General features: G+C 62.3%; 19 protein-coding genes and 1 riboswitch. Of the genes, 10 read left to right on the top strand and 9 right to left on the bottom strand.

The features are described from left to right. On the bottom strand, window positions 1-639 hold the full coding sequence (upp, locus tag K3F44_RS23870) for a uracil phosphoribosyltransferase (RefSeq protein ID WP_101316519.1): 639 nt from the start codon (window positions 637-639) through the stop codon (window positions 1-3). A 163-nt stretch (window positions 640-802) separates the two neighbouring features. On the opposite strand from upp, the gene K3F44_RS23875 reads away from it, so the two are divergent. The 4 genes from K3F44_RS23875 (at window position 803) to K3F44_RS23890 (ending at window position 2,708) form a co-directional block, all read left to right on the top strand. Beyond that, window positions 803-1,360 (top strand): hypoxanthine-guanine phosphoribosyltransferase, encoded by a 558-nt coding sequence (locus K3F44_RS23875; RefSeq protein WP_101316521.1) that lies wholly within the window; start codon window positions 803-805, stop codon window positions 1,358-1,360. A gap of 3 nt (window positions 1,361-1,363) precedes the next feature. After that, window positions 1,364-1,837: a WbuC family cupin fold metalloprotein gene (locus K3F44_RS23880; RefSeq protein ID WP_101316523.1), complete on the top strand. Its 474-nt coding sequence runs from the start codon at window positions 1,364-1,366 to the stop codon at window positions 1,835-1,837. A 41-nt stretch (window positions 1,838-1,878) separates the two neighbouring features. Beyond that, window positions 1,879-2,349: a hypothetical protein gene (locus K3F44_RS23885; protein ID WP_220633090.1), complete on the top strand. Its 471-nt coding sequence runs from the start codon at window positions 1,879-1,881 to the stop codon at window positions 2,347-2,349. A 68-nt stretch (window positions 2,350-2,417) separates the two neighbouring features. Continuing rightward, window positions 2,418-2,708 (top strand): PA4642 family protein, encoded by a 291-nt coding sequence (locus K3F44_RS23890; RefSeq protein ID WP_101316527.1) that lies wholly within the window; start codon window positions 2,418-2,420, stop codon window positions 2,706-2,708. 50 nt (window positions 2,709-2,758) lie between these two features. Here the strand turns inward: K3F44_RS23890 and mqo are convergent, their stop codons facing one another. Both mqo and K3F44_RS23900 read right to left on the bottom strand, forming a co-directional pair. Next, entirely contained in the window at window positions 2,759-4,264 is a 1,506-nt protein-coding gene (gene mqo, locus K3F44_RS23895) for a malate dehydrogenase (quinone) (protein ID WP_101316529.1), read from the bottom strand. Window positions 4,265-4,870: 606 nt separating this feature from the next. Continuing rightward, window positions 4,871-5,104 (bottom strand): hypothetical protein, encoded by a 234-nt coding sequence (locus K3F44_RS23900; RefSeq protein WP_220633091.1) that lies wholly within the window; start codon window positions 5,102-5,104, stop codon window positions 4,871-4,873. A gap of 145 nt (window positions 5,105-5,249) precedes the next feature. Between K3F44_RS23900 and K3F44_RS23905 the strand changes: the two genes are divergently transcribed. After that, entirely contained in the window at window positions 5,250-5,834 is a 585-nt protein-coding gene (locus K3F44_RS23905) for a YajG family lipoprotein (RefSeq protein ID WP_101316532.1), read from the top strand. Window positions 5,835-6,039: 205 nt separating this feature from the next. Continuing rightward, entirely contained in the window at window positions 6,040-6,300 is a 261-nt protein-coding gene (locus K3F44_RS23910) for a hypothetical protein (protein WP_101316534.1), read from the top strand. A gap of 30 nt (window positions 6,301-6,330) precedes the next feature. Here K3F44_RS23910 and K3F44_RS23915 read toward each other — a convergent pair whose 3' ends face one another. Then, on the bottom strand, window positions 6,331-7,500 hold the full coding sequence (locus tag K3F44_RS23915) for a 1-acyl-sn-glycerol-3-phosphate acyltransferase (RefSeq protein WP_188035358.1): 1,170 nt from the start codon (window positions 7,498-7,500) through the stop codon (window positions 6,331-6,333). 121 nt (window positions 7,501-7,621) lie between these two features. Here K3F44_RS23915 and K3F44_RS23920 point away from each other — a divergent pair, with 121 nt between their 5' ends. The 4 genes from K3F44_RS23920 to K3F44_RS23935 all read left to right on the top strand — a co-directional run bounded on the left by K3F44_RS23920 (window position 7,622) and on the right by K3F44_RS23935 (window position 9,614). Beyond that, window positions 7,622-7,807: a CPXCG motif-containing cysteine-rich protein gene (locus tag K3F44_RS23920; RefSeq protein WP_101316538.1), complete on the top strand. Its 186-nt coding sequence runs from the start codon at window positions 7,622-7,624 to the stop codon at window positions 7,805-7,807. Beyond that, window positions 7,807-8,067: a putative signal transducing protein gene (locus K3F44_RS23925; RefSeq protein ID WP_101316540.1), complete on the top strand. Its 261-nt coding sequence runs from the start codon at window positions 7,807-7,809 to the stop codon at window positions 8,065-8,067. The genes K3F44_RS23920 and K3F44_RS23925 overlap by 1 nt, the downstream gene beginning before the upstream one ends. 12 nt (window positions 8,068-8,079) lie before the next feature. Continuing rightward, on the top strand, window positions 8,080-8,700 hold the full coding sequence (locus K3F44_RS23930) for an SOS response-associated peptidase (RefSeq protein ID WP_220633092.1): 621 nt from the start codon (window positions 8,080-8,082) through the stop codon (window positions 8,698-8,700). 98 nt (window positions 8,701-8,798) lie between these two features. Continuing rightward, entirely contained in the window at window positions 8,799-9,614 is an 816-nt protein-coding gene (locus tag K3F44_RS23935; RefSeq protein WP_188035359.1) for a M48 family metallopeptidase, read from the top strand. Window positions 9,615-9,656: 42 nt separating this feature from the next. Here the strand turns inward: K3F44_RS23935 and K3F44_RS23940 are convergent, their stop codons facing one another. The 5 genes from K3F44_RS23940 to K3F44_RS23960 all read right to left on the bottom strand — a co-directional run bounded on the left by K3F44_RS23940 (window position 9,657) and on the right by K3F44_RS23960 (window position 13,648). Next, window positions 9,657-10,241, bottom strand: coding sequence for a TMEM165/GDT1 family protein (locus K3F44_RS23940; protein WP_178080814.1), 585 nt, complete (start codon window positions 10,239-10,241; stop codon window positions 9,657-9,659). A 91-nt stretch (window positions 10,242-10,332) separates the two neighbouring features. Beyond that, window positions 10,333-10,453, bottom strand: a riboswitch (yybP-ykoY riboswitch). A gap of 40 nt (window positions 10,454-10,493) precedes the next feature. Then, the gene (locus K3F44_RS23945) at window positions 10,494-11,492 is read right to left on the bottom strand and encodes a class I SAM-dependent methyltransferase (protein ID WP_220633093.1); all 999 of its coding nucleotides are present in this window, start codon (window positions 11,490-11,492) and stop codon (window positions 10,494-10,496) included. A gap of 51 nt (window positions 11,493-11,543) precedes the next feature. Next, on the bottom strand, window positions 11,544-12,509 hold the full coding sequence (locus tag K3F44_RS23950; RefSeq protein WP_220633094.1) for a 2-hydroxyacid dehydrogenase: 966 nt from the start codon (window positions 12,507-12,509) through the stop codon (window positions 11,544-11,546). A gap of 94 nt (window positions 12,510-12,603) precedes the next feature. After that, window positions 12,604-12,993: a MerR family transcriptional regulator gene (locus K3F44_RS23955; RefSeq protein ID WP_150573439.1), complete on the bottom strand. Its 390-nt coding sequence runs from the start codon at window positions 12,991-12,993 to the stop codon at window positions 12,604-12,606. A gap of 79 nt (window positions 12,994-13,072) precedes the next feature. Further along, on the bottom strand, window positions 13,073-13,648 hold the full coding sequence (locus tag K3F44_RS23960; RefSeq protein ID WP_220633095.1) for an NAD(P)H-dependent oxidoreductase: 576 nt from the start codon (window positions 13,646-13,648) through the stop codon (window positions 13,073-13,075). Window position 13,649: the final 1 nt, after the last annotated feature.

Consider the following 13,649-nt stretch of genomic DNA (forward strand, 5'->3'; position numbering starts at 1 on the left):
TCAGGCGTCCTTCTGCTTGGTGCCGAAGATCTTGTCACCGGCATCGCCCAGGCCTGGGATGATGTAGCCGTGCTGGTTGAGGCGCTCGTCGATCGAGGCGGTGTAGATGCTCACATCCGGGTGGGCCTTCTCGACTGTGGCGATACCCTCGGGGGCCGCCACCAGCACCATCGCGCGGATCTCCTTGCAGCCGGCTTTTTTCAGCAGATCGATGGTGGCGACCATCGACGCACCGGTGGCCAGCATCGGGTCGATGATCAGTGCCAGGCGCTGGTTGATGTCCGGTGCCAGTTTCTCGAGGTAGGTGTGCGCTTCGAGGGTTTCTTCGTTGCGGGCAACGCCCACGGCGCTGACCTTGGCGCCCGGGATCAGGCTGAGCACGCCGTCGAGCATGCCGATGCCGGCACGCAGGATCGGTACTACAGTGATCTTCTTGCCGGCGATTTTCTCGACCTGGACTTTACCGCTCCAGCCGTCGATTTCGTAGGACTCCAGTGGCAGGTCCTGGGTGGCCTCATAAGTCAGCAGGGCGCCGACTTCCTGGGCGAGTTCGCGAAAGTTCTTGGTGCTGATATCGGCACGGCGCATAAGGCCGAGCTTGTGGCGGATCAGCGGATGGCGGATCTCACGAGTAGGCATGGGGGAGGGCTCCGGAAGGCGGGCAAAAAAACCGCGCTAGATTAATCTATTCAGCCTGAGCTGTCGCTTTGTCATTGTGCACGTTAGTCCATAAACGCTTGATCTGAGGCCAGCGGATGCGTACCTTTGCCCGCTTTTCCGATTCCGACCCCTGGGGAGCGCCATGTCCGCCGATCTCGAGCACATCCGCCAAGTCATGCGCGAAGCTGACTGCCTGTACAACGAAGCCGAGGTCGAAGCGGCCATTGCCAAGGTAGGCGAGCACATCAGCCGCGAGCTGCATGACAAGAACCCGGTCGTGTTCTGCGTCATGAACGGTGGCCTGATTTTCGCCGGCAAGCTGCTCACCCATCTGCAGTTCCCGCTGGAAGCGTCCTACCTGCACGCCACTCGCTACCGCAACCAGACCAGCGGCGGTGAGCTGTTCTGGAAGGCCAAGCCGGAAGTATCGTTCATTGACCGCGATGTGCTGATCGTCGATGACATTCTCGACGAGGGCCACACCCTCAGCGCGATCATCGAGTTCTGCAAGCATGCCGGCGCCCGTGAGGTGTATACCGCCGTGCTGATCGACAAGGAGCATGACCGCAAGGCCAGCCCGGACCTGAAGGCCAACTTCGTCGGCTTGCCATGCATCGACCGCTACATCTTCGGCTACGGCATGGACTACAAAGGCTACTGGCGCAACGCCAACGGCATCTTCGCCGTCAAGGGCCTGTAAGCCATGCGCGCGCCGGCATTCATCGACCAGTCCTTGTTTGCCGGCCTGGCCGAGCAGGCTGCGGCCAACCCGCGCGGGCGTCAGCACCATAACTTTCATGCCATGGCCGAACCGTGCCACCGCATGGCGGTTGGCTTGCAGCCTGACACCTACATCCCGCCGCATCGCCACCTGAGCGAAGACAAGGCCGAGACCTTGCTGGTGCTCAAAGGGCGCCTTGGCCTGCTGCTGTTCGACGAGGAGGGCGGGGTTATCGAAAAACGCCTGCTCGAGGCCGGTGGCGAGTGCCTCGGTGTCGACCTGCCACCGGGCGTCTATCACGCGCTGGTGGTGCTCGCCGCCGACAGCATTCTGTTCGAGTGCAAGGCCGGCCCTTATCGCCCGGTGGGTGAGGGTGAGCTGGCGCCATGGGCCCCGCGTGAGGGTGAGCCAGGGGTTGCCGCATACCAAGTGTGGATGCGCGCGCAGTTCGCCTGAGCGGGCATGCTAGAGTGCGGCTTCATGCCAAGGAGCCTCACATGCGTGCGTTCATTCCCTTGCTGTTGGCGCTGAGCCTGCCGTTGTCTGCGGCGCCCCTGCACAGCCAGTTTCTGCCACCTGATGACCAGTCGCTGCGCCAAGAGGCGCCGACCAGCCAACAGTTGCTGCAAGTCACCGACTACTCGGTAGTGGTCGGCACCCAGCGTCAGTCTGACCAACAACCGATCCCGATCACCGCCTCGCTGCAGATGCGCCTGAAAGGCAAGCCGCTGAGCAAGGGCGCGACGATTACCCAAGTATTGCTCAGCTTCGATGGTGAAGGTGGCAAGAGCCTGAAGAAGCCAGTCTACGACGACAAGACCCGCACCCTGAGCCTGAACTACCCGATGGCCGACTACCGGGTGATCATCGACCTGCTGCGCAACGAGACCGTCTACGTGCAGTTTCTGACTTACGCCAACGGCCATGTCTGGGCGGATCTGCATACCGGCGCCGTACGTACGCGTTGAGGCCTGCGCATTGGCGGGGGTACACTGCCGCCCTGCGAAATTTGGTGATGGCTTAGGTGGAGTCGGCAATGCGTAAAGACAAGAAGCAAGTGATTGGTGACGAGATCAGTGACGACTACATCAAGTCGTTTCTGCAGTACGACCCGGCCGACGGCGTGACGTCGCCGTCCGCGCACAAGCTGGTCAAAGCCTATCGTGGCCTGCGCATCGATGACTTCGAGCGGTTTGTCGGGTTCTTCGTCGAGGCGGGTTATGAGCTGGACGGCAAGGACGAACACGGTCAGACCTTCGTCGAGCAGATCGCTGATCAGCGGAATGCCGCGGAGTACATCGAGATCATCAACAACGCCCGTGGTTGAGTGATCTGAGTCTGGAGTGATTTGGGGCCGCAGAGCGGCCCCTAGACCGGTCAGGCGTAATGCTGAGCCGGGCTGCTTTCAACCATCTGCAATACCTGGTCGTTATGCTCGCTGACCTTGCGGTACAGCGCTGCATCGCTGGCCAGGACACTTTCCCGAGCAGGGAAGATCTCGTGCAGCTTGCTCGCCCAGGCACCCTTGGCTTGCTCAGGGAAGCAGCGTTCGATCAGATCAAGCATGATCGACACCGTCACCGAAGCACCAGGCGATGCGCCCAGCAGGGCCGCCAGGCTGCCGTCGGCCGCCGCAACCAACTCGGTGCCAAATTGCAGCACGCCGCCTTTTTTCGGGTCTTTCTTGATGATCTGCACGCGCTGGCCGGCCACTTCCAGGCGCCAGTCTTCGGCTTTGGCTTCTGGGTAGAACCGGCGCAGCGAGTCCAGGCGTTGCTCCATCGACTGCATCACTTCACTGACCAGGTACTTGGTCAGGTCCATGTTGTCGCGCGCGACTGCCAGCATCGGGCCGAGGTTGCCCAGGCGTACCGACAGTGGCAGGTCGAGCAGCGAACCGTGCTTGAGGAACTTGGTGGTGAAGCCGGCGTAGGGCCCGAACAGCAGCGAAGTCTTGCCGTCGACGACACGGGTATCCAGGTGCGGCACCGACATCGGCGGAGCGCCTACAGCAGCCTGGCTGTAGACTTTGGCCTGGTGCTGCTTGACGATTTCCGGGTTGTCGCAGCGTAGCCACTGGCCGCTCACCGGGAAGCCGCCAAAGCCTTTGCTCTCGGGGATGCCCGAAGCCTGCAGCAATGGCAATGCCGCGCCACCAGCGCCGAGGAAGACAAAGCGTGCATCTACTTCACGGCTACCGCCGCTGTTGACGTCCTTGATGCTGACGGTCCAGCCGGCGCCGTTACGGCGCAGGCCGACGACCTTCTTGCTGTACTTGACCTGGCTGTCCGCGGTGTTGCCGAGCATTTTCAGCAGTTTGTTGGTCAAGGCGCCGAAGTTGACGTCGGTGCCTTTCATCACGCGGGTTGCGGCGATGTGCTGGTCGGCCGGGCGGCCGGGCATCATCAACGGCATCCAGTCGCGCATCACCGCCTTGTCTTCGGTGTACTCCATCTCGCTGAAGGCGTGGTGCTGCTTGAGCAGTTCGAAACGCTTCTTGAGGAAGGACACGCCCTTGTCACCTTCGACGTAGCTCAGGTGTGGCACGGGATTGATGAAGTCACGCGGCGCGCCGAGGCCGCCCTTGTTGATCAGGTACGCCCAGAACTGCCGTGACACCTCGAACTGGGTGTTGATGTGCACGGCCTTCTTGATGTCGATGCTGCCATCGGCGGCCTGCGGCGTGTAGTTCAGCTCGCACAGGCCGGCATGGCCGGTCCCGGCGTTGTTCCAGGGGTTCGAGCTTTCTGCAGCCCCGGAGTCCATCGCCTCGACGACCTCCAGTTTAAGGGCCGGGTCGAGCTCCTTGAGCAGTACGGCCAGGGTGGCACTCATGATGCCCGCGCCTACCAGTACTACATCAACCGATTCGTTCTGCGCCATTAACGCGTCTCCACAATCTACAGCACCTAATTGACAGCATAGGATCCCTGGGGTTGCCAGGCTCGCCATGTCCGACTCTTCGCAGTTCTTGCAACTTCGCGAACACCGCCAATCAGTCTCAGGGTTCAGCTATTGAACGCTGATTGCCACGGCTGCGGCAATTCGACTTATGGTCAAGGTGTCCGACGTGCGTTATGGACCGGCCTCAGTGACTCATCATGGATGAGCGCCAATACCGGCCATCAGGGGCTGTTGGGGACACATCTGCTGCTGTTGCACATGCCAGACTGTTCATTTGCTCGCCACACTCTTGTGAAGTTGTGAAAACCTGGTTTTTTCCACGCTCTTTTGGAGACGTGAACCTCAAAAAGGGACTGCGCGATGGCAACCCACAGGTTCATGCAGTGCAGAAGGCCAGAAAAAGCAGGCGCAACAGCCGGATGCAAGACCTGAAGTGGAAGGCTCTCTGTGGGCGAGGCGGTGAAGGTGCCGGGGTCAATCGGCAGGTGCGGGGCCCGATCAGGAGACGTCCTTATAATCGGGGGGAGATTATAGCGATGTCGCGGGCAGAAAGGTCGTTAATCGCGGTTTTTATTGCAGCATTTGTCAGGCGGGCAGGCTGCGTTGCTGCCAACGACGGCTTGCACGGGCGCAAACCCGGGCGCTGGCAGGCAAGGTCCGGCCCAGCCAGGCAAGCTGCATGTCACTGACCTGAACCCAGCCGCTACCGCTGGGCGGCAGGCTGCACTGCTTGAAACCCAGGCAGCAATCGGTGCTGTCGAGGCGAGCATAGATAAGCTGGGGCGAGCGCTTGAACAGCAGGTTCCAGAGCGAGGCCATGGCGGCGAATCCTGTATGGAGTGGGCTGGGCCAAGGATAACGGCGCGGCCATGAAAGCATTATGACAAGCGGATATAGCCGATAGCTGGCGTTCAAGCGGCTGGGTATACTGTGGGCCTTTGCCGCATTTTCTGGAGAAACGCGCATGTTGCAACGTCTGCTGTTCGGTTTGCTCGCGGTGGCCAGCCTGAGCCTGGTCGGTTGTGCCCACAGCCCGCAACAACTCAGCCCGCAACCCAAGCTGACCACTCAGCTCAATCCGGTCGGTCGCGGCCAGCCAGTCGTGGTGCGGGTAGTCGATGGTCGTCCTTCGCAGTCGCTCGGCACCCGTGGCGGCATGTACCCGGAAACCAGCACCATCAGCGTCAACGGCAACGATGTCGTGCCCAAGCTGCAGGCTCAGGCCGAAGCTGCGGTGCGTCTGCTCGGTTTCACCCCGACCCAGGGCGGCTCCAATGCGCCGCAGTTGACCGTGACCCTGGCCGAACTGAAGTACCAGTCGCCCAAGGACAAGATGTATGTGACCGAGGCGACCATCGGCGCGACCTTCCGTGCTGACGTAGCCAATGCCAACCGCCGTTACAGCGGCCGTTACGGCGCTTCGCTGGATCAGCGCTTCGGCATGGCGCCGAACCAGGAAACCAACACCAAGCTGGTCAGTGATGTGCTCAGCGATGCCTTGACCCGTCTGTTCAAGGACCCGACCATCGGTCAGGTGCTCGGCGAATAAGCGTTCGTCACAGCCAGGTCATAAAAAAACCGCTGCCTGAATCTCAGGCGGCGGTTTTTTTTGCTTCAGGACCAGGCGATAGCGCAGCGCAGAGAACAAAGGGTATGGCAGATGAAATCCGTCGGCAGTTGGTCGTAAAGCCGCAGCCAACGCGACCGGCTTGGGTAGAATGCTCGGCTTTGCTGTCGCGACTGCGAGGTCTGTAATGTCTGTGCAAGTACTCTGGGGGCTGCTGGCGGCCCATCCGGCCAAGCTGATCAACCTGCTAGCCCTGCTGATTACCTGCCCTGGCGGCCTGCTGCTGCAAAGCGCCCGGCGCCGGGCGGCGCTGACGCGGCGCAGCCTGGCGGTCGACGAAGGCCTGGTCGACGCCTTTGATCGGCGCGTGCCGCGTTACTACTACACCCTCGGCTCGGCGTGCCTGGCGCTGGCGCTGCTGTTGTCCTGGTTGAGTACCTGGGTCTGACGGCGGGGCTGCTGCCAGCCCCGCCGCGGTTCAGGCAACCTGGCTCTGGACCTTGACCTGATACTGATTGCGTACCGGCGTTGCGTACTGCAGCACCAGGTACGGCTGCTGTTCGACCGGGCAGGCGTCGAGGCGGCGTTGCCATTCCTGCTTGGCTTTGGCCAGCTCTTCAGCCTGGAACAGCTTCTCGGCAGGCGGCACGGCCAGTGCCGGGTCGGCATCCTGCCACATTGCGTAGGCTAGGTAGTGCACCGGGAACAAGCGGTAACCACCCAGGATCTGCCGGTCAACTTCCTGCGCCAACAGCTTGGTATCGGCAAAGAACTCCCTGACCGGTGCAGCGAAGTGGATATGCACGCGGCCTTTATAGCCGGTGATGCCCGTAGCGATGCTCTTGTCGTCTTCACCGGGCGCCTTGGTATAGCTGCCGGTGGTGGCGCGGATGTACAGCTCGCGCGCCTTGGCCTGATCGCACGGGTCATACTCGTAGCTGATCGATACCGGCGTCAGGTTCAGGCCCTGGATCACCGCGCCGAATGGCTCGTCCTTGCGGCTCATGTGGAACATCTTGAGGATCGCCGAATCGGTACGGTCATCGCCGTCCTTGGCCCGGCCTTCAGCCTGGGCGATCCAGATCGACGCGCCATCGGTGCGGATCGAATGATTGATGTAGGCCGAGAGCAACTGATAAGCCGCCAGCTTCTCGCGCCGCCCGGTCAATGAGCGGTGCACGATGAAGCTCTTGTTCAGGCGCATCATGTCGCTGACAAAAGGCTTTTGCAGGAGGTTGTCGCCAATGGCGATGCGCGGCGTTGGCAGGCCGGCGTGGTACACCGCGTAGTTGACGAAGGCCGGATCCATGACGATGTCGCGGTGGTTGGCCAAAAACAGGTAAGCCGTACCTGCCTTGAGCTGCTCGACACCTGAATAGGTGACGCCGTCGGTGGCGCGATCGATGGTCTGGTCGACGTAATACTCGACTTTGTCCTGCAGGGTCGCGACGCAACTGACGCCGGCGAACTCTTTGCGCAGGCGGCGCGCGATCAACGGCTTGAGCAGCCAGCCGAAGGCACCGGCCGCCCGCGGGAAGCGGAAGTGGGTGAGGATATCGAGGAATGCCGGGTCGCTGAACAGGCGCGCCAGCACCGCCTGCACCTCAGCATCGTCATACGGTCGGATGGCATCGAATTCGCCCATCATGCTCTCTTGTTGGAAACGACTAGGGTAATAGATAGGGGGCGGCTCCGAAAAACGGCTCGGACGCGCGCAGGTCCCGTAAACAGACCGACAATTATACGCATAAGTCACCCTGGAGGCCGCGATGCTGGAAACTGCATTCTACGATTGCCCTTACTGTGGAGAGGGGGTGGAGACCACGGTTGATCTGTCCGGCGGTGATCAGCGCTACATCGAAGACTGTCAGGTCTGCTGCCGGCCGATCGTGTTCGACCTGCAGGTGCATGGCGACGAGTGGATGCTCGATGTGAAAAGCGAGGATGACGCCTGATGCGACGAATCTACGAGCCAGAGAACTTGCTGGAGGCCGAGCTGCTGGTGGCGGTGCTGGCCAGCGAGGGCATCGAGGTGCACCTCGTCGGCCGCGACCTGGTCGGCGCCGCCGGTGAGCTGCCATTGCACGGTTTGCTCGGCCTGGCGGTGGCCGATGAGCAGGCCGGCTACGCACGCGAGCTGATCGATGCGTACAATGTTGCCCAGCCAGTTGCTGGCGACGAACCGGAGAGTTACCCCGGGACACTGATTTGCTAGGTTGTATATCGCATGTGTGGACGCTACGCCCTGTTTCGCTGGACCCCGGCCTTTGCCGCACTGCCGGGCTACCCCGCCGACCAACAGGCGCAATGGAACATCGCGCCCGGCGCCTCGGTGCTGATCCAGCGCCAGCTTGACGGCCAGCTACAGGTCGCCAGAGCGCGCTGGGGGCTGACCCCGCCGTGGCTAACCGACTTGTCCAAGACGCCGGCGCAAGCGCGGGCCGAGACCCTGGTCGAACAGCCGATGTTTCGTCAGGCGTTTACCCAGCGCCGTTGCCTGATGCCGGCCAACGGTTTTTACGAATGGCGTGGCAGTGTGCGCAAGCGGCCTTACTGGCTGACGCCGGGCGAGGGCGCGGCGCTGTTCTTTGCAGCGATATGGGAGGCATACCCGGTGCAGGAGCAAGTCTGGCTGAGCTGCGCAGTGGTCACCCAGGCGGTGGTCAATCAGCGCCGGCCACTGATTCTCGACGAGGCCGGGCAGGCTGCCTGGCTTGATCCAGAGACGCCTCTGGCGCGTTTGCATGAGTTGCTTGCTGGCCCACCGGCTGCGCTACGCGAGCGGGCGCTGGCCAATTTCGTCAATGATCCCAAGCTGGATGCACCGGAGTGTCTGACGCCGGCTTGACGTGGTACAGATAAGCCTCGGGTTAAATCTTCCCTATGGCTCTGGCGGCGCCGGGCGTCTGCGCCTAGGATACGCGGCACGTACCCAGGGAGTGTTTTATGCGTAAGTCATTTGTTCTCAGCCTGCTCGCTGCCGGCGTCCTGCTGAGCGGCTGCCAGGCGGTGAATACCACCAGTGGCGGCGCCGTCGGCGTTGAGCGCAAGCAGTACATGTTCAGCATGCTGTCGACCGACGAGGTCAACAACATGTATGCCCAGTCCTATCAGCAGACCTTGAGCGAAGCCTCGAGCAAGGGCGTGCTCGATAAAAGCAGCGCCGAAGCCAAGCGCGTGCAGGCCATCGCCGATCGCCTGATCGCCCAAGCGCCGAAGTTTCGCCCGGATTCTGCGCAGTGGAAGTGGGAAGTCAACGTCATCAAGAGTGACGAACTCAACGCGAACTGCGGCCCTGGCGGCAAGATCATCGTCTACACCGGCCTGATCGATCAGCTCAAGCTGACCGACGCTGAAATCGCCGCCGTGATGGGCCATGAGATCGCTCACGCCCTGCGTGAGCATGGTCGTGAAGCGATGTCCAAGGCCTATGGGATCGAGATGGCCCGCTCCGGTGCTGGCGCCCTGCTGGGCCTGGGCCAGGACAGCATGGCCCTCGCCGACACCGTAGTGAACTACTCCATGACCTTGCCCAACAGCCGTGCCAACGAGAACGAGGCGGATCTGATCGGTCTTGAGCTGTCGGCCCGTGCCGGCTACGACCCGAACGCCGCGATCACCTTGTGGAACAAGATGAGCAAGGCGTCCGAGGGCGCCCCGCCTGAGTTCATGAGCACTCACCCGGCTTCGTCCAGCCGGATCGCCTCGTTGCAGGCTGCCATTCCCAAGGTGATGCCGTTGTATCAGGCTGCCAAGAAGTAAGCGGTATTGGGGCTGCGAAGCAGCCCCAAAATCCCTGCTGAATCAGCCAATCCAGCCACTGCTCTTCATCGCCGAATACACCGCGACGATCGCCAGCACCACAAACGCCGTGGCAGCCAGGCGCCGAATCAGTGTCAGCGGCAACTTCTCCGCCGCAAAGTTACCCGCCAATACCACCGGTACGTTGGCAATCAACATGCCCAGGGTGGTACCGATAATCACCATGATCAGGTGCGGATACTGCGCCGCCAGCATCACGGTGGCGACCTGAGTCTTGTCGCCGATCTCGGCCAGGAAGAACGCAATCAAGGTCGTCACGAACGGCCCGAAGCGGCGTGCTGCGCTGCTTTCGTCGTCGTCCATCTTGTCCGGCACCAGGGTCCACAACGCGGTTGCGACAAAGCTTGCGGCGAGCACCCAGTGCAACACCGACTCGGTGAAGAAACCACTTACCCACGCCCCAACTGCACCTGCCGCAGCGTGGTTGGCCAGGGTGGCGACAACGATACCGGCGATGATCGGCCAGGGTTTGCGAAAGCGGGCAGCAAGGATGAGCGCGAGCAGTTGCGTCTTGTCGCCGATTTCGGCGAGCGCAACAATGGCGGTTGGTACGAGAAGGGATTCCAGCATCAGGGTTCCTACGGGGGCGGGTCGACACGGCTATGACACGTACAGCCTTCCCGCCCCGGGTAAGGTGTGCGTGTCATAGGTCTTGTCAAACCCTGGGTCCGTCTGTGCGGACCGTGGGTCGTACGCGCCATGGTCTGAGGACCAAGTATGTTGACGCGTACCGGGCAAGCTTGAGTGCTTGCGGGAGACTACTCCCCTAGGACGGAGCGGATTCTGCCTAGGCAAATCCGTTTGGGCAAGCGCTATTTTCTATCCGCGTTTTGCCTGGTAAATCCTGAAACCCTGTTCTTCGATCAGCGTCTTGCAGTTGCCCAGCGCCTGCTGGATGTACGGTTGATAGCGCAGGAAGGTGTTCGCAACAAGGCGAAGTTCGCCACCTGATCGCAGATGTTCAGCCGATTTTTTCAGCAGTGTTTCCGAGGCGTTGTAGTCAGTGTGGACGCCGGTATGGAACGGCGGATTGCTCAGGATTACCTGCAGATCACGCGGTGCAGCATCGATCCCATCGCCACTGATGACTTCAGCTTGCAAGCCGTTGGCGGCAAGGGTGAGGCGGCTGCTGGCCACCGCGAAGGCATCGACGTCGAGCATGGTTACCTGGCTGTCCGGGTAACGGCGCTTGACGATCGAGCCGATTACGCCCGCGCCGCAGCCGAAGTCGAGTACCGGGCCAACCGCCAGGCCGTCCAGATGCTCAAGCAACAGGGCGGTGCCGCGGTCCAGCCGGCCATGGCTGAACACCCCGGGCAGGCTGACGATCTGCAGCGGACCATCGGCCAGCGGCAGTTCGAAGCGTTCAGCCAGGCTTTCCAGTGGGGTGGCGGCCGGGGCGTTGTCGACGGTTACCTGCCACAGCTGGCAGTGGCGTGCACTGTCGAGCTTGCGCGGCTTGCCGAAGGCTTGCAGCAGCTTGGCGCCGCCTTCGATCCCGCCGCGCTTTTCACCGACCAGATACAGCTCACGGCCAGCCAGGCGCGAAGCCAGGGCGTTGAGCAGGTAGGCGGCCAGTTCGCGCGACTTGGGCATGAACACTACCGCGCCATCGAACGGCACCTGCGGCGGCTCGACGCCATGCTGGTTGCGCCCGGCAAAGCGCGCTTCGAGCAGGGCCTGGTCGCCGGCGTGCCAGGTCCAGCCGTGGGCTTGCGGCAGTTGGCCGAGCAGATCGTCGGCGGGCAGGCCGGCAAGCAGCACCGAGCCCTGGAACAACTCCGCCTGACGGAGCAACACTTCACTGCGCGGGTCCATGGACGACGCCTCCTGAAAAAAGTCGCGCAGTGTAGCAGAGGCTGGCTTGGCTCAGCTGACCACGCGGCGCGGCGCGCCGGCAAAGAACGCCTGGGCGTTTTCGCTGAGCTGCCCAACGATGCGCTGCCGTGCCTCGACCGCGCCCCAGGCACTGTGTGGAGTCACGATCAGGCGTGGCACGTCCGCCTCCAGCAGCGGGTTGCCGTTGACCGGTGGCTCGACGCTGAGCACGTCGGTCGCCGCGCCGCCCAGATGACCGCTGCGCAGGGCGTCGGCCAAGGCCTGTTCATCGATCAGGCCGCCGCGGGCGGTGTTGACCACCAACGCGCCGGGCTTGAGCAGGGCCAGTTCACGGTGGCTGATCATGTGCCGGGTGTGTTCATTGAGCGGGCAATGCAGGGTCAACGCATCGACCTGCGGCAGCAATTCGTCCAGCGGCAGGCGCTCGGCACGTGCAGGGCGACCGGGGATCTGCCCGCTCAGAACGCGCATGCCAAAGGCCTCGGCCAGGCGTGCCACGGCGCCGCCCAGCTCGCCGTGGCCGAGCAGGCCGAGGGTCTTGCCTTCAAGTTCGACGATAGGGAAGTCGAGCAGGCAGAACTGGCTGGCCTTGGCCCATTGACCGTCGGCGACCGCGCGCTGGTAGTCGCACAGGCGGGTCGCCAGCGCCAGCAGCAAGGCCAGGGTGTGCTGCGCCACCGAGGGAGTGCCGTAGCCCTGGCAGTTGCACACGGTAATGCCCTGGGCACGCGCGGCGTTCAGGTCGACGTTGTTGGTGCCGGTTGCAGCCACCAGGATCAGTTGCAACTGCGGGTTGGCCGCCAGTACGTCCGCACCCAGCAGCACCTTGTTGCTGATTGCCACAGTAGCGCCCTGCAGGCGTTCGGCAACCTGCTCCGGCGCGGTCGCGCCGTGTAGCGTAAGAGTACCGAAGCAGGCCCTGAGTGCGCTTAGGTCGAGGTCGCCGAGGTCCAGTGAGTCATGGTCAAGAAATACAGCAGTGTGGCTGGAGGTCATGGTCTGTCCTGTGCTCTGGCAGCGTGCGCGAAGGGGAGGGTAATAGACCCTACAGAATCAGGTGAAAAAACGCATGTCGACTAGTTGAAATCTGTCATGCGACCTTGGCCGCTGCCCCGATCTCTGGCTGCAGCGTGCAGAGGGCATCAGCAGTTTCGTGCTCGAATGCTTCCAGCGCCGCGTGCAGCCCCTGCAAGGAGGTGATCTGTGCGCGAACTGCAGCTTTCTTGTCGGCGAGCGCCTGTTGCACCTGCAGCCAGGGAATCTGACCGTCTGGGTAAGGCTGCAGGATGGCCTGCATCTCTTTCAGCTTGAATCCAAGTTGCTGCGCGCATTTGATCAGGCGCAGGCGATCTACGCTCTGTTCGCTGTAGATCCGGTAGTTGCCTGCGCGTTGCGGCTCGGGCAGTAGGCCGAGCTTCTCGTAGTGACGGATCGATTTGACGCTGGTGCCCGCAAGTTGGGCTGCTTTTCCGATGTACATGGGGGCTTCCTTGCGTGATCGATGCGCCAGCCTGGGCTGGCGATTCATCTTACACAAGCAGCTGAACGCGTCTACGTGGCTAGCTGGCGGCCAGCTTGCGGGCCTGCAGCACCCAACGCTCGCGCTGGCTGGTACTGGAGCCGAGTACCGGCCCGAACGTCAGGGTGCGGGTCGGCTTGATGCCGCAGAAGGCCAGGGTGGTTTTACGCATCTGATGCAGGCCAGGCATGCGATAGACCCAACGGTAGTACCAGGGCGGCGTGTCCATGGTCACCAGCAAATGGGCGGTGCGGCCCTTGAGCAGTTGCTCAGGGAATGGCGAGTCTTCGCGGTACTTGAAGGCAAAGCCAGGCAGGAAAGTACGGTCGAAAAAGCCCTTGAGCAACGCCGGGGTAGCGCCCCACCAGATCGGAAAGACAAACACCAGTTGTTCGGCCCAGAGGATGTCCTCCTGGGCCTGGCGCAAGTCCGGTTCCAGCGGCTGGATCTGCCGATAGCCGTGGTGCAGTACCGGGTCGAAGGTCGCTTTCGGCAGGTCAAGAATACGCACGGCATGCCCGGCCTCGCCGGCGGCGAGGATGTAGGCCTGGCCCAATGCGGCGCAAAAGCTGTCCGTGGCGGGGTGGCCGAGGATCACCAGAATACGTTTGCTCATG

This window comes from Pseudomonas sp. S07E 245 (assembly GCF_019599025.1).
Taxonomy (GTDB): Bacteria; Pseudomonadota; Gammaproteobacteria; order Pseudomonadales; family Pseudomonadaceae; genus Aquipseudomonas; species Aquipseudomonas shirazensis.